Raw genomic sequence first — 22,798 nt, forward strand, 5'->3', positions numbered from 1 at the left:
CCGTCCTCACGCTCCGTGTTCCGGCTACGGGGACACGGTAGGCGCGGGCGACGGCAGCCGCGGCCGGGGGGCTACCGCGCGGGGTCGCCGGAACTGAGGCGGCCACGGACGGCGGTCTGGACCTCGGCCTCCTCCGCGGGATCCGCGGCGAGGCTGCGCAGCCGGGCCAGGACGCGGACGTCCGCGGTCGTGGCCGTGCGCGCGGCGAGTTCGCGGGTGGTCTCCTCGCAGTCCCACAGGCACTCGACGGCGAGCCCGGCGCCGAAACTGGGGTCGGTGCGGCCGAGGGCGTGGGCGGCGACGCCGCGCAGCTGTGAGGAGCTGGTCTCGCGGTAGACGTGACGCAGCACGGGGGCGGCGCATTCGATGGAGAGCCGGCCGGCCCCCTCGACGAGCGCGGCCAGACCCTCGGCGTCGGCGCCCTCGCGCTGGACGAGGCGGCGCAGCGCACCGAGGACGCGGTCGGCGTCCTGTTCGCCGCCGCGACAGGCGAGCATGCGGGCGGCGGCCGCGCCGAGCGCGTCCTCGCTGCGTGACCACAGGCGGGCCCGGGTGAGGGCGGCGACGCTGCGCATCCGCTCGAACGACTCGACGGCGGCGCGGGCGACGAGTTCGGACGCGGAGAGGGCGGCGGCCTCGATGAGGTCGAGGGCCTCGCGGTCCTGGCGGTCCGAGAGGTGGCGGAGGGCGGCGGCGCGGGCCGCCTCGGGGCCGCCGCGGGCCGCGCGGACGAGCTCCTCGCGGTCCTCGGGACCGGCGACGGCGGCGAGGCAGCGGGCGGCGGGGGCGTCTCGGTGCTCCGCCGGGTGGGCGGCCAGGCCCTCCTGGGCCCATTCGAGCACGGCGCCCACGCTCCAGCCCGGGGTCGGCCCGGCGGGCCGCATCTGGCGCTGCCAACGGTCGAAGGCGGTCTGTTCCGATGCCTTGCGCACGCGTTCGGAGACGGCGGGGTCCGGATCCTCGGACCACAAGCGCCAGGGCCGTGGCTCGTACGCCTCGCGGAGCGCGGCGGCGAGCTGGGCGTCACCCTCCGTGGTGCGCGGGAAACGGGCGAGCACGGACGGGCCGAGCGCACGCAGCGCGTCGTCCTCGTCACGTACGGCGAGCTCGTCGAGGGCCCACTCCCAGTTGCCGCCGGTGGCGGCGTAGCGGCGCAGCAGCAGGACGGCGTCCCGGCGGCCGTAGCCGGCGAGGTGGCCGAGGACGGACAGGGCGAGGCCGCAGCGGTGCTCGTCCGGGCTGACGATGTCGTCGGGGTGGAAGAGGTGCTGTTCGATCCCGTCGAGCGGGCCCTCGAGCTCCGAGTAGAGGCGCGCGTAATAGAGGGAGCGGGACTCCACGCGCCAGTCGTGACGGGGGTCGCGCAGGACGCACTGCTCCAGCGCGGCGAGCGCGTCGGCTCGCTGCGCCGCGAGGGCGTGCAGTGTCCCGTCTCCGCGTCCTCTCTGGAGGAGGCCGAGAAGGGTACCGCTGGGCGCTATGTCGGGGTCGAACATGAGGTCAGCATCCGGTGCGGGGGGTTGGTTGGCAACGGGATTTTCCGTTACCGGCTGCGAGGTATCTTCGCAGATCGCCCCGGGTTCAAACCCTTTGCACGGCACCCGGGCGGCCCGCGAGCACGCTCACGGGCGGCGTCCCGCAGCTTACCCGGACCGAGGCATTCCGCGGAGTCCCCCGAGCGTGCGGGCACCGCAGGCTCCTGGCATATGCCTGCAGCACCACCGGATCGGGTATTGCAGAAACCCTTACGGGCCATCACTCCTTGTGCAAGAGTCGTGACTGGCCCATCCGTACGGCCCCCGTTGAGGCCGGCGCCCGGTTCGGAGACATGTTCGGAGAGCGTCATGCCGCCGCATTTGCATGAGGATCGCACCACCGCGAAGCCTGAGCCCGGCACCGTGGACGCGCTCATCTCCCAGACCCGCCAGCTGCGCGGCAAGGTCGACGCCGTCCGCCGCGACGCCGCCACCGAGGACGAGGAGGACCCGCAGCTGCGCTGGCAGCGCGCGCTGTGCGACCTCGCCGTCCACCAGCTCGACGACCTCGGCGCGCACCTCGGACAGCTGCGGGACGGACTCCCCGCCCTCGGCGACCGGGAGGCGGGCGCCGAGCAGGGTGCCGCCGCCCACGCGGCGCGCCCGCCCCGGGAGACGCCCCCCGCCCTCGTGCCGGCTCCCGGTGCCGTGCAGGCCCTGGGGCGGGCCGGCAGCGCCGAGTGGAACCTGGTCACGGACGGTGTCCAGTGGTCGGAGGAGCTCTACCGCATCTTCGGGCGCACCCGCGAGGACGGGCCGCTGACCCTGGACGAGCTGCCCTCCTGGCTCTTCGCCGAGGATCAGCAGACCCTCACCGCCGCCGTGACCGGCTGCCTGGTGGACGCCCGGCCGATCGACTGCGAGTTCCGCATCGTCCGCCCGGACGGTGCCGTGCGCACGGTGCACATGGTGGGCGAGCCGGTGCTCGACGCCGCCGGCGCCACCGCCTCCATGTGGGCGGTGCTCCGCGACGTCAGCGAACTGCGCCGCAGCCAGCGGACGCTGCGCGAGACCCGTGACTCGCTGCAGCGCGAACGGCAGATCGAACAGACCGAGCGCCGGCTGGCGGTCGAACTGCAGGAAGCCGTGCTGCCGCCGTGGCGCGGGTCCCTGCGGTTCCCGCAGGACGGCGGACCCACCACCGTCGACCTCGCCGCCCACTACCTCCCCTCCTCGACGGGCGCCCTCGTCGGCGGCGACTGGTACGACGCGCTGCAACTGCCCGACGGCTCGACGCTGCTCACCGTGGGCGACCTCACCGGGCACGGGGTCTCCGCCACCTCCGGCATGGCCATGCTGCTCGGCGCACTGCGCGGCATGGCGATGACGGGACTGGACCCCGCACCGCTGCTCGGCGGGCTCAACCAGTTGCTGGACAGCTCCGCGCAGCCCTCACTGGGCAGCGCCCTGTGCTGCCGCTACCGCCCGGAGGACCGCTCGCTGGTGTGGGCGCAGGCCGGACACCCCGTCCCGCTGCTGTTCCGCGACGGGACGGGGCGGCCGCTCGAGGCACCCGAGGGCGTCCTGCTGGGAGCCACGTCCGGCGCCCAGTACGGCCAGGCGGCCGAGCGGTTGCTCCCCGGCGACCTGCTGGTGCTGCACACCGACGGCCTGCTGCCACGGCGTACCGGCGCCGTGGCGGCCTCGGACGCGGCCGCCGCGGTGCGGCACCTTCTGGCGCTCGGTCCGAGGTTCGCCCTGGCGCGCGACCCTCAGGAGTGCGTGCGCATCGTGGTGGAGGAACTCGGCGCCCCCGAGCGCGAGGACGACGCCTGCGTGCTCATCGCCAAGTTCCACTGAGGCCCACGGCTCGACCACCGACGCGCGAAAGCCGCGCCGCACCTGGGTACGGTGCCGGGGGTCGACCTGTCGGCATGTCGATGTGCTCGATGTGTCGACACGAGGAGGACATCCGGGAGAGCCGGCTCATTCGGCGTCGAGTCGGCTGGTCCCGCTCATCGAGGTCCACATCGTCCGTATCGTCCGTGCCGTCCGCGCGGTGCTCCGCTCAGATCGCGGGGCCCTTGCGCCGGGGACCGCTCGGCAACGCGATCTCGATCTCCTCACGCAGGTCCTGGATCTTGGTGAAGTCGGAGTAGCGGGCCGTCAGCCGGTACATCTCCCTCAGCCGGTCCCAGGTACGCAGCGACGAGTTCTGCCTGATGGTCAGCAGCGCCAGTCGGGCGTAGCGGTCCGCCTGCTCCGGGTCGTCGGCGATGAAGCAGGCCGAGGCCAGTGAGATGTAGTCGAAGATGTTGGACCGGTCCCGGCCCTTGCCGCGCAGCTCCAGCGCATGCTTGGCGTGCTGCTGCGCCGTCCGTGCCGCCAGCGGCTCGTACTCGGCGAGGGTGCGGTACGCGAGGGCCTGCATGCCGTGCAGATCGGCCTCGTCGAACATCTGCATCCAGCTCGGCGGCGGGACGTCGCCGCGGTCGGTGGCGAAGAGGTCCTCGGCCTTGCCCAGGGTGCGGCGCATCGCCTGGCCGTGCCCCATGGAGGCCTGTGCCCAGGCCTCGATGGTGCAGAGCATGGCGCGGGTGCGCGGCAGGGTCTCCTGCCCGGAGCCGGACTGCGCCAGCTTCATCAGGTCGAGGGCGTCGTCCGGCCGGCCCAGGTGGACCATCTGCCGGGCGGCGCGGGAGAGCGCCTCGCCGGCCCTGGGCCGGTCGCCGCCCTCGCGGGCGGCGTGCGCCGCGATGACGAAGTACTTCTGGGCGGTGGGCTCCAGGCCCACGTCGTGGGACATCCAGCCCGCCAGGACGGCGAGGTTGGCGGCCACGCCCCAGAGCCTGCGCTTGAGGTGCTCGGGGTGCTGGTAGGCGAGCATGCCGCCCACCTCGTTGAGCTGTCCGACGACCGCCTTGCGCTGCAGCCCGCCGCCGCGGGACGCGTCCCAGGCGCGGAACACCTCGACCGAGCGCTCCAGCGCCTCGATCTCCTGGGAGCCGACCGGGGCCGCCTCGTAGCGGTCGTAGGAGGCCGCGTCGGCGGCGAAGGGGTCGTTGGTGGTGGGGGCGTCGGCCGCGAGCGCCGGATCGGTGTGCAGCCAGTCGTACATGGCGTTGCTGAGTGCGGAACCCGCGGCGAGCGCAGCTCCCGCGCCCACCAGACCGCGTCGGTTGAGCATGAGGTCCATTCCCGTGAATTCGGTGAGGACCGCGGCTGTTCGCTCCGGTGGCCAGGGCAGCCCGTCGGCGCTGACGGACTGCTTCCTTCCCGTACGCCGATGCCGGCCGAACCCGAGATCCTCGATGGTTACGACACGGCCGAGACGCTCGGTGAACAGGGCCGCCAGCACGGTCGGCACGGGTTCGCGGGGAGATTCACCGGTCTCGATCCAGCGGCGCACGCGCGAGGTGTCCGTCGCCAGCTGCGGGTGGCCCATGGCCGCCGCCTGCCGGTTGACGAGTCGCGCGAGCTCTCCCTTGGACCATCCGGTGAGTGCGAACAGGTCCTCTAGCCGTGTGTTGGCTTCCTTGTCCATCCAAGCCCCCAGGTTCCTCGGCACTGTTGACACTAACGGCCGGTCAGCGCCGCCGCGAGCATTCGCCATGGTTCGCCAGGGTGCGCCAGATGGTCTGCCACCCGCATGCGGTGGTCAAGTAAGAACGCGCCACCCGGCCCGGCACTCGCCGGCTCGCGAACGGTCGCATATGAACAACTTTCGAAAAACGCCGATCAGCGTTGAACAACTCGAGAGGCATGTGCGTACTGGTACGCGAGGGGCGTACGGCGCGTGGACAGTTCGGACCGCCGGCCCGGACCCGCATTCCCCAGGGTGCGGGGCCGGACGCCGACTCCGGCTCCGGATCCGTCCACGCGCCGGCCCCGCCACCTCGTCAAGAGCTCGTTGGCACACGAAGGGATCTGTCTCCCCATATGTATTCAGCATCGTCCTCCGTGTCCGCACCGCCCCGGCCGACCCAGTTCCCGGGGTTCTCCGGGACCGGGACCGCCATACGTCCTCGCCCGGTGCTGCCCGCTCCGCGCAGGGGCGCGCCGGGGACCTCCCACCCGCTCAGCGGGAGGCTCGACTTGACCGGACCCCAAGGCGCGCAGCTGCGCTCGGCCATCGCCTCGGTGCAGCGCATCTGTCCCGAGTTCACGCCCGTCCAGATGCTGCGGCGCAGCGGCCGCTCGGTGCTGCTGGTCGGCACCTCGGGCCGTGCCCCCGCGGTCGCCAAGTGCCTGCTGGACCACTCCCCCGCCTGGGTGGAGCGGTACCGGCACGAGATCGCCGCGTACCGGGCGTTCGTACGGCACCGGCCGCCGGTCAGGGCCCCGCGGCTGATCGCCGCCGACCCCGAGAGCTGCACGCTCGTCCTCGAGCGCATGCCCGGACGGGTCGCGGCCCTGCAGCGGCACCCCTCGGAGGCCCCGCCGCGGGCGGACGTGCGGATGGCGCTCAGCGCGATCTCCCGGGTCAACATGTGGCGTCCGCCGGCCGGGGTCTTCGATGCCCCGATCGACTACGCGGCACGGCTGTCCCGCTACCACGAGCTGGGCCTGCTCACCGACCGCGACATGGGCGACCTGCAGAAGCTGCTGCACGGACTGGCGCACGCGCAGGGCCAGTTCAACCACGGCGACGCCCTGCTCTCCAACATCCTGCTCTCCCCCGCCGGCCCGGTGCTGGTCGACTGGGAGCACGCCGGCTGGTACCTGCCCGGCTACGACCTGGCGGTGCTCTGGATGATCCTGGGCGACGACCCGGTCACCCGGCGGCAGATCAGCCAGATGGCGCAGGCCGCCGGACCCATCGCGCGTGACGCCTTCCTGGTCAACCTGATGCTGGTGGTCACCCGGGAGATCCGCACCTACGAGACCGCCGTGCAGCGCACGATGCGCAGCACCGTCCCGGCGGGTCCGGGCGCGGCCGAGGCCGGCGAGGAGCAGCGACTGCTGCTGCGCCGGTTGCACGACGATGCCGGCCTCGCCCGGCGGGCCGTCAGGGCCGCCGTCGGCACGAGGTGATCCTCCGGCCGGTTCCCGGACGAAAGGGCAGGAACCGGTGCGTGGTGGACGGCGGAGCTCCGCGGTCACGGGCCCGGGGGCCAGGGGAGGGCCCTCCGGTGCCGTCGCGGTGCCGGCCGGGCGGTCCGAGGGCCCGGGCGGCACCGCGGGTGGTCCAGTCCACTGACGCACCGCAGGCCACGGCGCCCGTGCGGGGAAAGCTCCCGCACGGGCGCTGACATGCGTAAACGGTCTCTCCACCGCACTGTTGACGGATCGTCGAACAATGGATACCTCTGTGGTGCCGAACGGCCCCGTGCGTCACCACAGGAGGCTGCAGTGCGAGGAACCCCCCACAACCCGAGACGCCCGCGCAAGGTCGTCACCGCCGCAACGGTCACCGTGGCCGTCGGCGCCCTGCTCTCCGCGCTGTCACCGCTCCCCGCGGCCGGCGCGACCCCGGAGGAGCGGGACGTGACGCTCCGGCAGGCCTTCAAGGACGCCGCCGAGCGCCACCACGTGCCGGAGAGCGTGCTGATGGGCGTGGCCTATCTGGAGTCGCGCTGGGACACCCACCGCGGAGTGCCCAGCGTCACCGCCGGATACGGCCCCATGCACCTCACGGACGCCCGCACGGCGCTCACCGGTCTCCCCCGGAGAGGTGATGGCGGCGACGACCCTCGCGGCGACGTAGGACGTCCCCTCTCCGACGTCGGACTGCCCGCCGTGGACGCGCGTGCGCTGTCCCCGGCGCTCACCACGCTGGACCGCGCCGCCGGGCTGACCGGGCTGAGCGCCGGGGAACTGCGCGAGAACCCGGCGGCCAACGTCGAGGGCGGCGCCGCACTGCTGGCCCGGGCCCAGAAGTCGCTGGGCGCACCGCCGAGTTCGGACCCGTCGCGCTGGTACGGCGCGGTGGCCCGGTACTCCGGCGCCGACGACTCCGCCACGGCCGCGGTCTTCGCCGACGACGTCTTCCAGGTCGTCCGGGACGGCGTCACACGCACCACGGACGAGGGGGAGACCCTCACCCTCGCCGCACACCCCGGTCTCGCGCCGGACACCGCCCAGCTCCGCTCCCTGGGCCTGCGCACCGTCGCCGCGGACGGGACGGAGTGCCCGCGCACGATCGCCTGCGAGTGGCTCCCGGCCCCGTACGAGGAGTACGGCACGGGCGACTACGGCAACCACGACCTCGCCGACCGTCCGCACGACCAGAAGATCGACTACATCGTCGTGCACGACACCGAGGCCACCTGGGACACCACCCTCCAACTGGTCCAGAAGCCGGACTACCTGGCGTGGCACTACTCGATCCGCTCCGCGGACGGCCACGTCGACCAGCACGTGCGGACGAAGGACGTCGGCTGGCACGCGGGCAACTGGTACGTCAACGCCAAGTCGGTGGGCATCGAGCACGAGGGCTTCCTCACCGATCCGGGCACCTGGTACACGGAGGCGATGTACCGTGCGTCGGCCCGGCTGGTCCGCTACCTGGCACAGCGCTACGGCATCCCGCTGGACCGGCAGCACGTCCTGGGCCACGACAACGTCCCGGGGCCGACGCCCGCGAACATCCCGGGGATGCACACCGACCCCGGCCCCTACTGGGACTGGGCGCACTACTTCCAGTTGCTGGAAGCGCCCTTCCGGCCGACCGCCGGACCGGGCAGCGCCCTGGTGACGATCGCCCCGGACTTCGTCTCCAACCGGCCCGTCTACACGGGGTGCGGGACCGCCGGCGACACCTGCCCGTCCCGCGGCTCCACGGCCGTCCGGCTGTACACCGAGCCGCGTGCGGACGCCCCGCTCGTCAGGGACACCGGTCTGCACGGGGAGGCCCCTTCGACGACCGGGGTGAACGACACCGGTGCCCGTGCCTCGACCGGCCAGCAGTTCGCGGTGGCCGAGCGGCGCGGGGACTGGACGGCGATCTGGTACCTCGGCCAGAAGGCCTGGTTCCACGACCCCAGGGGGCACCGGACCGCGCTGCCCGCCACGGGCTTGCTGGTCACGCCGAAGGAGGGCCGCGCCGAGGTCCCGGTGTACGGGCGCGCCTACCCGGAGGCGTCCGCCTACCCGGCGGGCGTCCCGGTGCAGCCGGACTCCCCGCTGCCGTACAAGTTGCTCGCGGGGCAGGGCTACGCGGTGGGCCAGGCGACGCGCGGCGAGTACTACCGGGCGGTCACCTTCGACGCCTCGCAGCACGTGGTGGTGCGTGGCAGACAGCTCTGGTACGAGATCCAGTTCGGCCACCGGGTGGCCTGGGTCAAGGCCGAGGACGTGACCCTGCGGCCCTCCTGGGCCCCGCTCAGCCCTGCTGGAACATCTCCGCGGGGAGGGGCTTGAGCAACTGGTAGAGGTCGTCGGTGATCGGGCGGTCCCAGGTCGCGATGGTGACCAGGACGCCGTCGCTGCGGTCGAACTGCGTGCAGGCGATGCGCCCCTCGGAGAGCTTCACCTTGCGCACGATCAGCAGGTTGTCACCGTGCATGACCGGGGTGTCCTCGGTGCCGACGACCTCCACCGGCTCGTCGTTGCCGAGGGCCAGCAGCAGCTGCGCGACCTCGAAGGGGACCTGGCCCTCTTCGAGGTCACGGGCGGGCGAGCCCTCGGGGAGGTTGCCGATCAGCATGGCGGGACCGCGCCCGCCGAAGAGGTCGTAGCGCAGGAAGATGCCCTGGCAGCTGCCGTCCTCACCGGGCAGCAGCCCGGCGCCGAGTTCGCCCGGCCAGTCGCCCGGGTCCATGGCCAGGACGTCGAATTCCGGCCCTGTGGGCGTTGCGGCGCTGCGGCGGCGGAGGAACGACATGCGCCCATCGTACGGTCCCCGGGCGGCCCCTGTGCCCGGGGTCGCGTCGCTACGGTGCCAGGGCCCTGGCGAGGCCTGCCCGGTCGGTGCCGATCTTGCGGTAGACGGCGGAGAGCAGACGGGTGACGTTCTCCACGTCGGTGTCCAGACCTGCGGCGATCCGCTCGTCGTCCTCGCCTTGGGCGGCCCGTGAGGCCGCCGCCCGTTCCTGGGCGGTGAGGGCGTCGGTCTCCGTCGTACGGAGCCTGCGCGGGCGCAGCCCGGCGGCGGCGAGTTCGTCGCGGGCGTGCTCGGCCAGTGCCTCGGCACCGCAGTGGACGGCGGTCTCCAGGCCGCGGTAGAGCTGCTCGGCGGCCTCGTGGAGCCGGGCCTCACGGCGCAGGGCGGCGCCGTGGTCGACCAGGGCCCGGGCCAGCTCGTAGCCGGCGGGTGAACGCTCCAGGTGGGCGACCGCCTCGTGCAGCAGCTTGAGCCGGTCGGACTCCGCGGCCACCTCGGCGGCGACCCGCAACGCCTGGCCGATCGCCGACGCGGTGCCGTACTGGCGGGCGCGCTCGACGGCGTCGGCGGCGGTGGCGCGCGCCCGCTCCGGGGTCTCCCGGGCCTCGGCGAGCGCGAGGTGGAGCTGCCAGGGGGACCAGGCCGGGTTGCGCATGCCCCGGCGGTCGAGTCGCCGGCCGCATGCCGCGAGCTGGGCGATGGCCTCGTTGAGCGTGCCGCGGGCGAGCAGCAGCTGGCCGTAGACGGTCTGGGCGTCCGGGAAGGTGACGGCCGCCGGGAAGGGCTCGCGGAAGTCGTACTCGTCGGCGAGGGCGACGGCCTCGCGGACCCGGCCCCGGGCCAGCAGGATCTCGACGAGGATCGCCACGGTGTACCAGACGACCGGGGTGCCGCGGCCGACGCGGTCGGCCAGCCGCAGGCCGTCGCGGGCGAAGTCCTCCGCCTCGGCGAGCCGGCCGCGGCGGTACCGCACGTAGCCGAGCAGGGAGTAGCCGAAGGCGAGGTGGGCGCCACGCCATCCCTGGCGCTCGTAGTCGCCGATGCCGGCGGCGAAGAGCTCCTCGGCGCGGCCGGGCCGGTCGGCGTACATGTACGTCATCGCGACCAGCACCGGGACCTCGAAGCCGAAGTCCTCGCTCGCCCACGGCAGTCCGCCGTCCAGGGCACGGTCGGAGTGCCGCAGCGCGGTCTCGGCGGTCTCGCCGCGCAAGGTGGCGTCCCAGGCGCGCAGGCCGATGATGTAGCGCTCGGTCAGGTCGCGTCCGGACAGCCGGTCGGCGAGGCGGGCCAGCCGGCGGGATCGGGCGGGGGAGTCGGGTTCGTCGGAGCGGAAGGCGTCCCACATGAACTGCTCTTCCTGCAACCGCAGCCGGGCCCGCGCGTTGGTGGCGGTGCGGGCGGCCTGGCCGACGGTGTCCGCGGCCTCGCCGAGCCGGTCGGAGTGGGCCAGGGCCTGGGAGAGCCGGTAGGTGATCGCGTCGCGCAGCGCCGGGTCGACGATCGGTTCGTCGAGCGCCGCGCGCAGGTGGTTGACGGTGGTGGCGGGCTCGGTGAGCAGGGAGGAACAGCCCAGCTCGAAGAGCACGGCCGCCCGGTCCTCGAACGGGGGCGGCTCGCGCAGCGCCCGTGCCAGGTAACGGCGGGCCGCGTCGGGGGCACCGGCCCGGGCGGTGTCCCGGGCGGCCTGGCGCAGCTGGCTCACGACCCAGGAGTCGCCCTCTGGGTGGGTCTCCAGCAGGTGGCGGGCGGCGGCGGAGGGGCCGAGCCCGGCGTCCACGACGGACCAGGCGGCCTGGCCGTGCAGGGCGACCCGGACGGCGTCGGGGATCGCCCGGTACACGGCGGTGGCGATGAGCGGGTGGACGAACTCCAGGACGTCGCTGCCGGTGAGGATGCGGGCCTTGCGCAGCCGGTCCGCGGCGTCTGCGGCCTCCTCGCCGCCCAGGCCCGCCACGCTCGCGGCGATCGCCGGCGAGATGGACGTGCCGAGGACGGCGGCGGCCCAGGCCATGCGGACGGTGGAGGTGCCCAGGCGCTCCAGGCGGGCGATGAGTCCACTGCCCTTGGCGGCGGCGGCGAGGTCGCGCAGGAGGTGCGCGCTGGACTCGTCGGGCCGCAGGGCGCGGTCGAGCACCTTGGCGGTCAGCTCCACGGCCTCGAAGGGGTTTCCGGCGGTGACGGCCCAGGCCTCGCGGCAGAAGGCCTCGTCGGCGTGCTCGCCCACGGCGTCGCGCACGAGCCGGCCGATGGCGGCGGCGCTGAGCGGTTCCAGGCCGAGCGGGCGGGTGCCGGAGCGGCCGGGCAGCCCGCGGAACGCCTCGGCCCGGGTGGGGAGTTCGTCGGGGCGGTACGCCACGACGACGAGCATCGGGAGTTCCTCGGCGCGGGGCGCGAAGGCGGCCAGCCAGCCCAGGGACTCGGGGTCGGCCCAGTGCGCGTCGTCGAGCACGAGGACCACGGGGGCCCGGCGGACGGCGATGTGGGTGAGCACCCAGTCGAGTCCGTCCGCGAGGCCCTGCGGGTCGGGGGGCGCGCCCTCGCCGTCGGTGCACAGCCCCAGGGCGGGGCCGACGATGCCGTACCAACTGCCGAGGGTGGAGCGGAGCACCGCGTCGCCGGCCCCGGCGAGCTGGGGCTGGAGCAGCTGGCGGGCGACGTGGAAGGCGACGCCCTGCTCCTGGTCGCCGCCGCGGGCGTACAGGACGGTGCACCCGAGTCCGGAGGCCCGGCGCCGGGTCTCCGCGAGGAGGGTCGTCTTGCCGAGGCCCGCGGGGGCCGCGAAGGCGAGCACACCACCGCGCCGTGGGCCGCTGCGGGGGCGGTCCCCCTCGGCCCGTATGCCCGTGAGTTCGGCCAGCGCCTCGTCGACGGCCACGAGTTCGGCCTCGCGTTCGAGGAGCGGCCGCCGGGACTTCGGTGTGCGCCTCGCCATAGTGCACCCCCTGCCCCTGATCCGGCGCGCGCCGGGAGCGCACCGGTGATACTCGGACACCTGTCCGATGGCACCTCAGCGTACGCCACCGGGGACCCTGCGTGAGTGGATAAATGCGAACTGGTGACAGCTGTTCAAAAGAGTCCGGGGAATGATCGACTGTGCTCGATCAGGTACGCCCACGTGCGGGAACGTGCCGCCGCGGTGCCCCGGCACATGCCCGTCCGACTGCCGCGTGACTCCCCGGCACCCGCATGCGCCGGCGGCTCGCCGTCGCGGACGAGGGCGAGCCGCCGGACGCTCCCGCGGGGTTGCGTCAGGTGAGGTCGAACTCGCCGTCGCGGGCGCCGAGGACGAAGGCCCGCCACTCCGCCGGGGTGAAGATCAGCGAGGGCCCCTCGGGGTTCCGTCCGTCCCTCATGGCGATGTAGCCCTCGACGAAGGCGATCTGGACGTCTCCCGTGCCCTGGCTGCTCGACTGCCATGTTGCTCCGGCCAGATCAAGCTGCGGCTTCTTCCCGTTGGCCAACGGCGATCCGATCGTGCTCTCGGCCACGTCCGCTCTCCTCCCGACTCCGTCGTCCGGGCCAGCCTAGCGACCGTGCCGGGGCCCGGACAGGTCATGGAAGAACCTGCCCGGGACCGGTACCGGTTCATGCCCGCTTCACTCTCCGGGGTGCCCTGATCCGACCACCCACATGGCGAAGAACTGCGAACCCCCGCCGTACGCGTGACCCAGCGCCAGACGTGCGCCGTCCACCTGGTGCCCGCCCGCCGTACCGCGCACCTGGAGGGCGGCCTCGGCGAAGCGGATCATCCCCGAGGCACCGATCGGGTTGGTGGACAGCACACCACCCGAAGGGTTGACGGGCAGGTCGCCGTGGAGCTCCGTCACCCCCGACTCGGTGAGCTTCCAGCCCTCGCCCTCCTCGGCGAAGCCGAGGTTCTCCAGCCACATCGGCTCGTACCAGGAGAAGGGCACGTACATCTCGACGGCGTCGATCTGCCGCCGCGGATCCGTGATGCCGGCCTGCCGGTAGACGTCGGCCGCGCAGTCGCGACCGGCCCGCGGGCTGACGAAGTCCTTGCCCGCGAACATCGTGGGCTCGCTGCGCATCGCCCCGCCGTGCACCCAGGCCACCGGGCCCGGGGCGCGGTGCCCGCCCGCCTCGTCGGTGAGCACCATCGCACAGGCGCCGTCGGAGGACGGGCACGTCTCGGAGTAGCGGATCGGGTCCCACAGCATGGGCGAGGAGCGCACCTTCTCAAGGGTGATGTCCTTCTCGTGCAGATGGGCGTACGGGTTCCGCAGCGCGTTGCGCCGGTCCTTGTACGCCACGAGCGCGCCGACCGTGTCGGGCGCGCCGGTGCGGCGCATGTAGGCGCGCACGTGCGGTGCGAAGAAGCCGCCCGCCCCGGCCAGGAGGGGCTGCTGGAAGGGGACGGGCAGCGACAGCCCCCACATCGCGTTGGACTCGGACTGCTTCTCGAAGGCGAGCGTCAGGACGGTGCGGTGCACCCGCGCCGCGACCAGGTTCGTCGCGACCAGGGCGGTGGAGCCGCCCACGGACCCCGCGGTGTGCACCCGCATCATCGGCTTGCCCACCGCGCCGAGTGCGTCGGCGAGGTAGAGCTCGGGCATCATCACGCCCTCGAAGAAGTCCGGGGCCTTGCCGATGACGACCGCGTCGACGTCCTCCCAGGTCATGGACGCGTCCACCAGGGCACGCTGTGCCGCCTCGCGGACGAGTCCCGCGATGGAGACGTCGTGCCGTGCCGAGGTGTGGTGGGTCTGGCCGACGCCGACGACCGCGACGGGTTCCTTGCCGGTCACCGTGCTCATCGGTCCTCTCCTTCCAGGACGGCGACCAGGTTCTGCTGCAGGCAGGGCCCGGACGTGGCGTGGGCGAGCGCCCGGCGGGACGCGCCGCGGTGGATGCGGGCGGCGGCCTCGCCGAGCCGGATCAGGCCGGCGGCCATCACGGGGTTCGCGGCGAGCGGGCCGCCCGAGGGGTTGACCGCGACGTCGTCCCCGAGACCGAGTGCCTTGCGGAGCACGACCTCCTGCGAGCTGAAGGGGGCGTGGAGCTCCGCGGTGTCGACGGGCGCGTCGAAGGCCCCGGCGCGTTCCGCGGCCAGCCGGGTGGAGGGCGAGTCGGTGAGGTCCCGCACCCCGAGCGCGTGGGGCTCGATGCGGTGGTCCATGCCGCGGATCCAGGCGGGGCGTGCGCACAGCCGTCGTGCCGTGTCCCCGGCGGCCAGCACGACCGCGGCGGCGCCGTCGCCGACCGGCGGGCAGTCGCCGCGGCGCAGCGGCCGCACCACGTACTCCCCCTGCGGCCGGTCACCGGACTCCTGCGCGTACGGATTGGCCGCGGCGGCGGTCCGGTTGCGGCCGGCGACGGCGGCGAGCGCGGCCTCGTCCGTGTCGCCCGCGTCGATCAGCGCCTGTGCCTGGAGCGCGGCCAGGGCGACCGAGTCGGGCCACAGCGGCGCCAGGTAGTAGGGGTCGAGCTGGCGGGTCAGCACGTCCCGCAGCCGCCCCGGCGAGGACTTGCCGTAGGAGTAGACGAGAGCGGTGTCGGCCTCGCCGGTCAGGAGCTTGACCCAGGCCTCGTACAACGCCCAGGCGCCGTCGGTCTCCACGTGCGACTCGGAGATCGGCGGCCAGGCCCCGACCCCGTCGAGCGCCATGGTGAAGGAGAAGGCCCGGCCCGCCAGGTAGTCGCAGGAGCCCGAGCAGGTGAAGCCGATCTCCCCCGCGGTGAGCCCGACCTGGCCCAGCACCTCGTGGAGCACCGGCATCAGCATCTCGACCTCGGAGAGCGCGGCGCTGTCGCGCACGTGCCGGGTCTGGGCGAAGGCCACGACGGCCACCTCCCGGCGCGCCTCCGGCCTCGGCTCCGTGGTCACAGCAGCTCCTTGTAGGTGTCGTAGTCGGCGTCGGGCTCGCCGGCGGGCCGGTAGTGGTCGGGGTAGCGGCCGTCGCCGGTCCAGACGGGTTCGACGCGCAGGCCCATGCGCACCTGGTCGTACGGGATGCCGCCGATGCGTGCGTGCAGCGCGAGGCCGGCTCCGTCGAGGGCGATGTGGGCGTAGACGTAGGGCACCTCGATGTCGAGGCCCTTGGCCTTGATGTTGACGATGCAGAAGGTGGTGACCGTGCCGCGCGGGCCGACCTCGACCTGCTCGTCGGTGGCGACGCCGCAGGTGGGGCACGCGCCCCGGGGCGGGACGTAGACCTTGCGGCAGGAGGGGCAGCGCTCGCCGAGGGTGCGGCGCTCGGCCAGGCCCGCCAGGTAACGGGTCTGGGCCCGGCCGGGGGCGTAGGTGTACTCCAGGCGGGCGGGCACGGTGATGCCGGTGACGGGTTCGGCGAACGCGCCGGTGTGCGCCGTCGCCACGGTCTCGCCGCCGTCGTCCCCGGCGGGTTCGAAGCACGCGATGTCGGTGACCGCGCCGGTGCGCCGTCCGGCCCAGCGGACGCGGACGCGCATGCCGGTGCGCACCGCCTCCGGGCCGGGTGCGTCCAGGACGTGCAGCAGCGCGGTGTCGGCGCCGTCGAGCCGGACCAGGACCCAGGCGAAGGGCGTGGCCAGCGGCTGCTGCGGGCGCGGTGACGGGTTCCAGGCCCAGGTGGTGACGGTGCCGGTGGTGCCGACCTCGACGAGGTCGCGCAACTCCTCGGCGGTGACCGGGTCGTACTCCACGGGCGGGACGAGTACCCGTCCGTCCCCGGTGCGCACGCCGAGGACGGTCCGCTCGCGCAGGCCGGTGAGGAAGGCGCTCTGCACCGGGCCGAGGGAGCGGGTGAAGGGGAACTCGACGACGAGGGGGGCGGTGAGCGGTTCGGGCATGGTGGTGGTGACCTCCCGTGTCAGGCGCGGCGGTAGACGGGCGGGCGCTTCTCGCCGAAGGCCCGGGCGCCCTCCTTGGCGTCGGCGGTGGCGAAGACGGGCCGGCCGCGCTCCAGTTCGGACCTCAGTCCCTCGGCCTCGGTCATCTCCGCGGTCTCGTAGACCGAGGCCTTGACGGCCTCGACGGCCAGCGGGCCGTTGGCGTTGACCAGTGCGGCGATCTCCAGAGCCTTGTCCAGGGCGGTGCCGTCGGGGACCACGTGGCCGACCAGCCCGATCCGCTCGGCCTCGGCCGCGCTGTAGGGACGGCCGGTGAGCAGCATCTCCAGGGCGTGGGTGCGCGGTATCTGGCGGGCGAGGCGAACGGTGGAGCCGCCGATGGGGAAGAGACCGCGGCGGACCTCGAACAGGCCGAAGACGGCGCCCTCCCCCGCGACGCGGATGTCGGTGCCCTGGAGGATCTCGGTGCCTCCGGCGACGCAGTGCCCCTCGACGGCGGCGATCACCGGCTTGCGGGGACGGTGGTGGCGCAGCATGGCCTTCCAGTGCAGGTCCGGGTCGGCGGTGAGCCGTTCCCGGTACTGCTGCCCGGCCATCCCGCCGTCGGCGGCGAGGGCCTTGAGGTCCATGCCGGAGCAGAAGGCCCCGCCGGCGCCGGTGAGGACCACGGAGCGGATCGCGTCGTCCCGGTCGGCCTCCACCCAGCCGTCGTGCAGGCCCACGAGCATGGGCAGGGAGAGCGCGTTGCGCGCCTCCGGCCGGTTGAGGGTCAGTACGAGTGTCGCGCCGACGCGCTCCACCGTGAGGTGTTCGGTGCCGCCCATCGCCGTCCTCCCGCGTCGCGTACCGGACCTGGGCCCTGTCGTGCCGGGGGAGCCGTGGAGCCCGCCCTCCGGGCGTTCGGGGGCACCTCCCGGCGGTAGCCGGTGGGGCTACTTCGACGACCGGACCTAGAACAGGTTGCAGTAGGCGCAGGTGGAGTTCAATACTTTTCTGACTGTCAGTCAGATTCTTGCCGCGGGACCCCTTCACAGCCCCCTCGCGGGGTGCTCTGATGACCGGCTGGGAGCCGGTCGCGCACGTTCCCGGTCCCCCGGCCCCGGTCAGGAGGAGAGCCGTGGAGTACAACCTTGCCGACCTCTTCGAATCGGTCGCCGACACCGTGCCCGGCCGCGAGGCGCTGGTGCACCTCGACCACCCCGGCACGGGGGCCGAACGGCGGCTCACGTACGCGCAGCTCGACTCCGCCGCCAACCGTCTCGGGCACCACCTGGCGGCCCAGGGCGTCGCCCCCGGCGAGCACGTGGGCCTGCACCTCCTCAACGGCGTCGAGTACCTGCAGACGGCGCTGGCCTGCATGAAGATCCGTGCCGTCCCGGTCAACGTCAACTACCGCTACGTCGCGGACGAGCTCGTCTACCTCTACCGCGACGCCGACCTCACCGCGCTCGTCTTCGACGCCGGGTTCACCGACCGCGTCGCGGCGGCCCTCCCCCGCGCCGAACGGCTGCGCCACCTGATCCGGGTCGGTGCCGCGCCCCCGGACGCGCCCGAACCCGCCGTCGCCCCGGTCGCCTTCGCCGAGGCCGAGACCTCCGGCTCGCCCGAGCGCGACTTCCCGGCCCGCTCCGCCGACGACCGTTTCATCATCTACACCGGCGGCACGACGGGCATGCCCAAGGGCGTCATGTGGCGCCACGAGGACCTCTTCTTCTCCGGCATGGGCGGCGGCGCCCCCACCGGCATCCCCGTCAGCCGCCCCGAGGAACTCGCCGAACGGGTCGCGGCCGGCGGCGAGGGACTGGTCTTCTTCCCCACCGCGCCCCTGATGCACGGCACCTCCACGCTGACCGCCTTCATCGGCTTCCACTACGGCCAGAAGGTCGTCGTCCACAGCAAGTACGTCCCCGAGGAGGTACTGCGCACCATCGAGCGCGAGAAGGTCACCAGCGTCTCGCTGGTGGGCGACGCCATGCTGCGGCCCCTTTCGGACGCCCTGGCCGGGCCGCTGAAGGACACCGACGTCTCCTCGCTGTTCAGCCTCTCCAGCTCCGGCGCGATCCTCTCCGAGACCGTGCGCGCGCACTTCCAGTCGCTCGCCCCGAACTGCATGATCCTCAACAACTTCGGCTCGTCCGAGTCCGGTTTCAACGGCACCGCCACCGAGGACTCCGGTCCGCGCAAGGGCTTCCGGCTGCGCGTCAGCGCGCACATCGCGGTGGTCGACCCCGCCTCCCTGGGGCCGGTGGCCCCGGGCGAACCCGGGCGCATCGCGCTGCGCGGCCACGTACCGCTCGGCTACTACAACGACCCCGGCAAGACCGCCCGGACCTTCTTCGAGCGCGACGGGGAGCGCTGGGTGCTGCTGGGCGACATGGCCACCGTCGACGACGAGGGCATCGTCACCGTGCTCGGACGCGGCTCGCAGTGCATCAACACCGGTGGCGAGAAGGTCTACCCGGAGGAGGTCGAGGAGGCGCTGAAGGCCCACCCCGACGTGTACGACGCCCTGGTCGCCGGCGTCCCCGACGCGAAGTGGGGCCATCACGTCTCGGCCGTCGTCCAACTGCGCGAGGGCGCCCCCGCGCTCTCCCTGGAGGCCGTCCAGAACCACTGCCGGGCCCGCCTCGCCGGCTACAAGGTGCCGCGCAGCCTCGTCGTCACCCCCCTCATCCAGCGCTCCCCCAGCGGCAAGGCCGACTACCGCTGGGCCCGCACGGTGGCCGCCGAGGCCGCGGCCGGGGGCTGAACGCCGCAGGGCCGGGCGCAGTGCGGGCGATTCCGGGACGCCCGCGAGCCCCGGTACTTAAGGTGTGCGCATGACGCGTCTCGAGGCCCAGCGCACCGCACTTGTCGTGATCGACCTGATGGAACGCATCGTGGAACTGCCGTTGGAGCCGCGTTCCGGTGAGGAGGTCGTACTCGCCTCCCTCGGACTCGCGACGGCGTTCCGGGAGGCGGGGGCGCCGGTCGTACTGGTGCGTGTGGAGCGCCCCGGCGTCGACGAGCAGCCGCCGGGGAGCGAACTGGTCGAAGGCCTGGAACGGGAGGGCGACCTCGTGATCGTCAAGCGGACCGTCGGCGCCTTCCACGGCACCGGCCTGGACGGGGAGTTGCGGGCCCGCGGCATCGACACCCTCGTGGTGGCCGGCATCGCGACGAACATGGGCGTCGAGTCCACGGCCCGAGCCGCGTCCGACCACGGGTACGAACTCCACTTCGCCGAGGACGCGATGAGCGCGCTCAGCGGTGCGGAGCACGAGGCCGCGGTCACGCTCACCCTCCCGCGCTTCGGGACCGTGGCCCCCGCCGCGGAGCTGGTCAAGGCACTGTGGAGCTGATCGGCGCGGGCCGCGACGCCGACGTATGGGCCCTCGACGGCACGCGGGTCCTGCGCCGCTACCGGAACGGCGGCTCGGCCGACGAGGAGGCCCGGGTGATGGCCCACCTGGCCGCGGTGGGGTTCGCGGTGCCCCGGGTGCACGACGCGGACGGCGCCGACCTCGTCATGGACCGCCTGACCGGGCCCACCATGGCCGAGGACCTGGCCCGCAGGCCCTGGCGGGCACACTCCCACGGCCGGCTGCTGGCCGGGCTGCAGGCGTCCCTGCACGCCGTCCCGGCACCCGGCTGGCTCCGCCGCCGCTTCGCCACCGGGGATCCCGCCCGTGACCGCGTCCTCCACCTCGACCTGCACCCGGAGAACGTGATCCTCACCCCCGACGGGCCGGTGCTGATCGACTGGAGCGGCGCCGCCGGGGGCGACCCCGCCGCCGACACCGCGCTGACCGTCGCCATCCTGCGCGGCGTCAGCCTGGGCCCCGTCCGCGACGCCGGACTGCGCCTCTTCCTCGCCGGCTTCCTGCGCGCCGCCCCCACCGACCCCGCCCCGCGCATGGCCGAGGCGATCGCCGCCCGCCTCGCCGACCCCAACCTGCTGCCCGCGGAAGCACGCAGGCTCGGACGCCTCGCCCGCCATGCCCCGAGCGGCAACTGACCCGCGGATCGCGGGAGCGGCCACCCGGCCCCACGCCCCGAGGCCCCGCCCCGGCGGCCGCGGCGTCCGTCCGCCCCGTGCCCCGGAGCCCCGCTGCTGCTCACCTTCCGGAGGCCCCGCCTTACGCCTCGACCTCGCCGCGCGCCGATCGGCAAATGGCTCGCGGACCCGCACGGAGGGCACCTAGCCTGGCGCGGTGGCGTACCAGGTGATCGTGCTCAACGGTGGCTCCAGCTCGGGCAAGTCGGGCATCGCGCGCTGCCTGCAGGCGGTGCTGCTGCCGCAGGCGTGGCTGACGTTCGGCACGGACACGCTGGTCGACGGCCTGCCCGCCGGGCTGCGGGGCTCCGGGTCCGGCGCGGGCATCGGCTTCGGCACGGACGGGAGCGTGTCGGTCGGCGACGCCTTCCGGGCCCTGGACGAGGCCTGGGCGATCGGCGTCGCCGCCATGGCGCGGGCCGGGGCGCGGGTGGTGGTCGACGAGGTGTTCCTCGGCGGACCGGCCTCGCAGGACCGCTGGCGGCGGGCGCTGGACGGCCTGGAGGTGCTGTGGGTGGGCGTGCGCTGCGCGCCCGAGGTGGCGGCGGGCCGGGAGACCGCCCGGGGCGACCGGGTGGCGGGCATGGCGGCGGCGCAGGCGGAGGCGGTGCACCGGGGCGTCGTCTACGACCTCGAAGTGGACACGACACACACCGAGTCGATGGAGTGCGCCCGGATCATCGCCGCTCATGTGTCACCCATGTGACGTCCGCGACGGTGACCGCGACGGAACGGGCGGTCCTGTGCTTTCATGGCACCATGCGCACGAACATCTGGAACCTGGGCCCCCTGTGGCCGGGACGCCGTGCGCACCACTTCGACCAGAGCTGTCGCCGGGGCTGACCTCAGTAGCCCCGACCACTCCATGACCTGCCCCCGCCCAGGCGGGGCACGTCGTGTTCCCGCTCTGGAGCCCTTCCCATGGCCCTGCACGACCGGGCGAGCGGTCCCACCCCGCTCGTCCTCCCCCAACTGCGCGCGCTCGTCCTCGGCTACGCCGCCGCCGTCGAGGCCGGTGTCCACCTCCCCGTCCACCTGCCCGACCGCCGCTGGTACACCCGGCTGCACCAGGACCCCTATGTGGACGTCTGGCTGATCACCTGGCCCTGCGACACCTCCACCGAACTCCACGACCACGCGGGCTCGCTCGGTGCCCTGAGCGTCGTCGGCGGCACCCTCACCGAGCACCGCTGGCTCCACGACGACCGGGGCCGGGGCGGCATCGCGACCCGCGAACTCGCCGCGGGCGGCGGAGCGGCCTTCCCGCTCGGACACGTCCACGACGTCGTCAACGCCTCCGCCGCGCCCGCGGTGAGCGTGCACGCCTACTCGCCGCCGCTCACGGCGATGTCGTACTACGCGGTCGACGACGCGCGCTCCCTGCGGCGCACGCGTACCGTGCTGACGGACGAGCCGGAGCCCTCGGCGGTCCCGCGCGCCGTCCCCGTGTCACGTGCCCTGTCCGTGACCGCGTCCGCGTCCACGATCGCCCCGGAGGCCGTCCGATGAACCCGTCCACCACCGCCAGGTCCGGCATCGACCGGATGCTCGACCGCGCCCGGGCCCGGCTGCAGCGGATCGGACCCGAGGACGCGGCGGCCGAGATCGCCGCGGGTGAGGCGCTGCTGGTCGACATCCGCCCGGCGGCGCAGCGGGCCGCGGAGGGCGAGTTCCCGGACGCCCTGGTGATCGAGCGCAACGTCCTCGAATGGCGGTTGGACCCGCTGAGCGACGCCCGGATCCCGGAGGCCACCGGCCCCGGTGTGCGCTGGATCGTGGCGTGCTCCGAGGGCTACACCTCCAGCCTCGCCGCGGCCTCCCTGCTGGACGTCGGCCTGACCCGGGCCACCGACCTGGAGGGCGGATTCCAGGCGTGGCTGCGGGCCGGGCTGCCGGTCAGGGGCGGGGCGCCGGAAGGAAACCGCTGACCTCGGCGAGGAACTCAGCCGGGCGTTCCTGATGGACCAGGTGCCCCGCTTCCACGGTCACCAGCCGCGCCCCCGGCACGCGCGCGGCGACGGCCGCGATCCCGTCCTGGGGGACGTGGCTGCCCGCCCCGCCGGCGAGGACGAGGGTCGGGCAGTCGATCGTTTCCAGCAGGTCCCACCAGCCCGGGTCGGGGGCGTTGCGCCAGCGGTTGACGGCCGCGATGACCCGCCAGTCGCAGGGCTCGTCCCCCTCCGGGCCCGACGGCACGACCCGCGGCGGCACCTCCGGGTCCGGTGGCACGGGCTCCTCCAGGACGAGGGCGGCCGGCCGGGACGACCGCTCCGCCGCCACCAGGTAGGCGACGACCGCACCCATCGAGTGCCCGGCCAGCACCACCGGCCGCGGGCCGAGGGTGTCCAGGAAGGCGACGACGTCGTCGCGCATGGCCTCGAAGGCGTACTCGCCCGGCCAGTCGCTCGCCCCGTGGCCGCGCAGGTCGGGGGCGTACACCCGGTGGGTGGCGGCGAGGGCGGGCGCGACCGCCTGCCAGTCGGCGCCGTCCGAGCCGCGTCCGTGGAGCAGGACGAGGGGCGGTGCGTCCGGTTCGCCCCAGGTGCGGTAGGCCATCCGGATGCCGTTCACGTGCACGGTGCGTAGATCGCTCACCCGGGCGACGGTACCCGCCGGCGGTGGACCGCACCCGTCCGGGCGACACCCTTCCGCTTAGGGCTGAGACGGTCCGCG

The 22,798-nt window shown here is 73.9% G+C and carries 19 protein-coding genes; 9 read left to right on the forward strand and 10 right to left on the reverse strand.

Annotated features, from left to right (window positions below):
• Positions 1 to 71 precede the first annotated feature (71 nt).
• Positions 72 to 1,496 carry a HEAT repeat domain-containing protein gene (locus ACFW3D_RS19415; protein WP_500505412.1) on the reverse strand — a complete coding sequence of 475 codons (1,425 nt, stop codon included), beginning with the start codon at positions 1,494 to 1,496 and terminating at the stop codon, positions 72 to 74.
• A gap of 348 nt (positions 1,497 to 1,844) precedes the next feature.
• Between ACFW3D_RS19415 and ACFW3D_RS19420 the strand changes: the two genes are divergently transcribed.
• Positions 1,845 to 3,335 carry a PP2C family protein-serine/threonine phosphatase gene (locus tag ACFW3D_RS19420; RefSeq protein ID WP_500505413.1) on the forward strand — a complete coding sequence of 497 codons (1,491 nt, stop codon included), beginning with the start codon at positions 1,845 to 1,847 and terminating at the stop codon, positions 3,333 to 3,335.
• Positions 3,336 to 3,543: 208 nt separating this feature from the next.
• On the opposite strand, the gene ACFW3D_RS19425 is transcribed toward ACFW3D_RS19420, so the two are convergent.
• Entirely contained in the window at positions 3,544 to 5,019 is a 1,476-nt protein-coding gene (locus ACFW3D_RS19425) for a DNA-binding protein NsdB (protein WP_500505414.1), read from the reverse strand.
• 395 nt (positions 5,020 to 5,414) lie between these two features.
• Between ACFW3D_RS19425 and ACFW3D_RS19430 the strand changes: the two genes are divergently transcribed.
• Both ACFW3D_RS19430 and ACFW3D_RS19435 read left to right on the forward strand, forming a co-directional pair.
• Positions 5,415 to 6,509, forward strand: coding sequence for an aminoglycoside phosphotransferase family protein (locus ACFW3D_RS19430; RefSeq protein ID WP_500505415.1), 1,095 nt, complete (start codon positions 5,415 to 5,417; stop codon positions 6,507 to 6,509).
• Between the two features lie 318 nt (positions 6,510 to 6,827).
• A complete protein-coding gene (locus tag ACFW3D_RS19435) occupies positions 6,828 to 8,837 on the forward strand; it encodes an N-acetylmuramoyl-L-alanine amidase (protein WP_500505416.1) in 2,010 nt (669 codons plus the stop codon).
• Here ACFW3D_RS19435 and ACFW3D_RS19440 read toward each other — a convergent pair.
• From ACFW3D_RS19440 to ACFW3D_RS19470, 7 genes are all read right to left on the reverse strand, one after another.
• A complete protein-coding gene (locus ACFW3D_RS19440; protein WP_500505418.1) occupies positions 8,800 to 9,300 on the reverse strand; it encodes a hypothetical protein in 501 nt (166 codons plus the stop codon). The genes ACFW3D_RS19435 and ACFW3D_RS19440 overlap by 38 nt on opposite strands.
• A gap of 49 nt (positions 9,301 to 9,349) precedes the next feature.
• Positions 9,350 to 12,232: an ATP-binding protein gene (locus tag ACFW3D_RS19445; RefSeq protein ID WP_500505419.1), complete on the reverse strand. Its 2,883-nt coding sequence runs from the start codon at positions 12,230 to 12,232 to the stop codon at positions 9,350 to 9,352.
• A gap of 316 nt (positions 12,233 to 12,548) precedes the next feature.
• On the reverse strand, positions 12,549 to 12,788 hold the full coding sequence (locus ACFW3D_RS19450; protein ID WP_500505420.1) for a DUF397 domain-containing protein: 240 nt from the start codon (positions 12,786 to 12,788) through the stop codon (positions 12,549 to 12,551).
• Between the two features lie 108 nt (positions 12,789 to 12,896).
• A complete protein-coding gene (locus ACFW3D_RS19455; protein WP_500505421.1) occupies positions 12,897 to 14,075 on the reverse strand; it encodes a thiolase family protein in 1,179 nt (392 codons plus the stop codon).
• Positions 14,072 to 15,145 carry a thiolase family protein gene (locus tag ACFW3D_RS19460; protein ID WP_500505422.1) on the reverse strand — a complete coding sequence of 358 codons (1,074 nt, stop codon included), beginning with the start codon at positions 15,143 to 15,145 and terminating at the stop codon, positions 14,072 to 14,074. The genes ACFW3D_RS19455 and ACFW3D_RS19460 overlap by 4 nt, the downstream gene beginning before the upstream one ends.
• On the reverse strand, positions 15,142 to 16,089 hold the full coding sequence (locus ACFW3D_RS19465; protein WP_500505423.1) for an OB-fold nucleic acid binding domain-containing protein: 948 nt from the start codon (positions 16,087 to 16,089) through the stop codon (positions 15,142 to 15,144). Before ACFW3D_RS19465 ends, ACFW3D_RS19460 begins: the two co-directional genes overlap by 4 nt.
• 20 nt (positions 16,090 to 16,109) lie before the next feature.
• Entirely contained in the window at positions 16,110 to 16,913 is an 804-nt protein-coding gene (locus tag ACFW3D_RS19470; RefSeq protein WP_500505424.1) for a crotonase/enoyl-CoA hydratase family protein, read from the reverse strand.
• A gap of 293 nt (positions 16,914 to 17,206) precedes the next feature.
• Here ACFW3D_RS19470 and ACFW3D_RS19475 point away from each other — a divergent pair, with 293 nt between their 5' ends.
• The 6 genes from ACFW3D_RS19475 to ACFW3D_RS19500 all read left to right on the forward strand — a co-directional run bounded on the left by ACFW3D_RS19475 (position 17,207) and on the right by ACFW3D_RS19500 (position 22,053).
• A complete protein-coding gene (locus ACFW3D_RS19475) occupies positions 17,207 to 18,838 on the forward strand; it encodes an acyl-CoA synthetase (RefSeq protein WP_500505425.1) in 1,632 nt (543 codons plus the stop codon).
• Between the two features lie 70 nt (positions 18,839 to 18,908).
• Positions 18,909 to 19,430: an isochorismatase family protein gene (locus ACFW3D_RS19480; RefSeq protein WP_500505426.1), complete on the forward strand. Its 522-nt coding sequence runs from the start codon at positions 18,909 to 18,911 to the stop codon at positions 19,428 to 19,430.
• Entirely contained in the window at positions 19,421 to 20,086 is a 666-nt protein-coding gene (locus tag ACFW3D_RS19485) for a phosphotransferase (protein WP_500505427.1), read from the forward strand. The genes ACFW3D_RS19480 and ACFW3D_RS19485 overlap by 10 nt, the downstream gene beginning before the upstream one ends.
• Positions 20,087 to 20,282: 196 nt before the next feature.
• Complete coding sequence (gene cpt / locus ACFW3D_RS19490; protein ID WP_500505428.1) at positions 20,283 to 20,831, forward strand: chloramphenicol phosphotransferase CPT; 549 nt, start codon at positions 20,283 to 20,285, stop codon at positions 20,829 to 20,831.
• Between the two features lie 215 nt (positions 20,832 to 21,046).
• Positions 21,047 to 21,634, forward strand: a complete 588-nt coding sequence (locus tag ACFW3D_RS19495; RefSeq protein ID WP_500505430.1) for a cysteine dioxygenase — start codon at positions 21,047 to 21,049, stop codon at positions 21,632 to 21,634.
• Positions 21,631 to 22,053, forward strand: coding sequence for a rhodanese-like domain-containing protein (locus ACFW3D_RS19500; protein ID WP_500505432.1), 423 nt, complete (start codon positions 21,631 to 21,633; stop codon positions 22,051 to 22,053). The genes ACFW3D_RS19495 and ACFW3D_RS19500 overlap by 4 nt, the downstream gene beginning before the upstream one ends.
• Here the strand turns inward: ACFW3D_RS19500 and ACFW3D_RS19505 are convergent.
• Complete coding sequence (locus tag ACFW3D_RS19505) at positions 22,022 to 22,720, reverse strand: alpha/beta fold hydrolase (protein ID WP_500505433.1); 699 nt, start codon at positions 22,718 to 22,720, stop codon at positions 22,022 to 22,024. The two genes, ACFW3D_RS19500 and ACFW3D_RS19505, sit on opposite strands and share 32 nt — an antisense overlap.
• Positions 22,721 to 22,798: the final 78 nt, after the last annotated feature.

This window comes from Streptomyces sp. NPDC058864, from assembly GCF_042742985.1.
GTDB lineage: Bacteria > Actinomycetota > Actinomycetes > Streptomycetales > Streptomycetaceae > Actinacidiphila.

Coding starts and splice junctions, on each gene's coding strand:
- ACFW3D_RS19415 (WP_500505412.1), bottom strand. CDS start 1,496: ATGTTCGACCCCGACATAGCGCCCAGCGGTACCCTTCTCGGCCTCCTC.
- ACFW3D_RS19420 (WP_500505413.1), top strand. CDS start 1,845: ATGCCGCCGCATTTGCATGAGGATCGCACCACCGCGAAGCCTGAGCCC.
- ACFW3D_RS19425 (WP_500505414.1), bottom strand. CDS start 5,019: ATGGACAAGGAAGCCAACACACGGCTAGAGGACCTGTTCGCACTCACC.
- ACFW3D_RS19430 (WP_500505415.1), top strand. CDS start 5,415: ATGTATTCAGCATCGTCCTCCGTGTCCGCACCGCCCCGGCCGACCCAG.
- ACFW3D_RS19440 (WP_500505418.1), bottom strand. CDS start 9,300: ATGTCGTTCCTCCGCCGCCGCAGCGCCGCAACGCCCACAGGGCCGGAA.
- ACFW3D_RS19445 (WP_500505419.1), bottom strand. CDS start 12,232: ATGGCGAGGCGCACACCGAAGTCCCGGCGGCCGCTCCTCGAACGCGAG.
- ACFW3D_RS19455 (WP_500505421.1), bottom strand. CDS start 14,075: ATGAGCACGGTGACCGGCAAGGAACCCGTCGCGGTCGTCGGCGTCGGC.
- ACFW3D_RS19465 (WP_500505423.1), bottom strand. CDS start 16,089: ATGCCCGAACCGCTCACCGCCCCCCTCGTCGTCGAGTTCCCCTTCACC.
- ACFW3D_RS19470 (WP_500505424.1), bottom strand. CDS start 16,913: ATGGGCGGCACCGAACACCTCACGGTGGAGCGCGTCGGCGCGACACTC.
- ACFW3D_RS19480 (WP_500505426.1), top strand. CDS start 18,909: ATGACGCGTCTCGAGGCCCAGCGCACCGCACTTGTCGTGATCGACCTG.
- ACFW3D_RS19495 (WP_500505430.1), top strand. CDS start 21,047: ATGGCCCTGCACGACCGGGCGAGCGGTCCCACCCCGCTCGTCCTCCCC.
- ACFW3D_RS19500 (WP_500505432.1), top strand. CDS start 21,631: ATGAACCCGTCCACCACCGCCAGGTCCGGCATCGACCGGATGCTCGAC.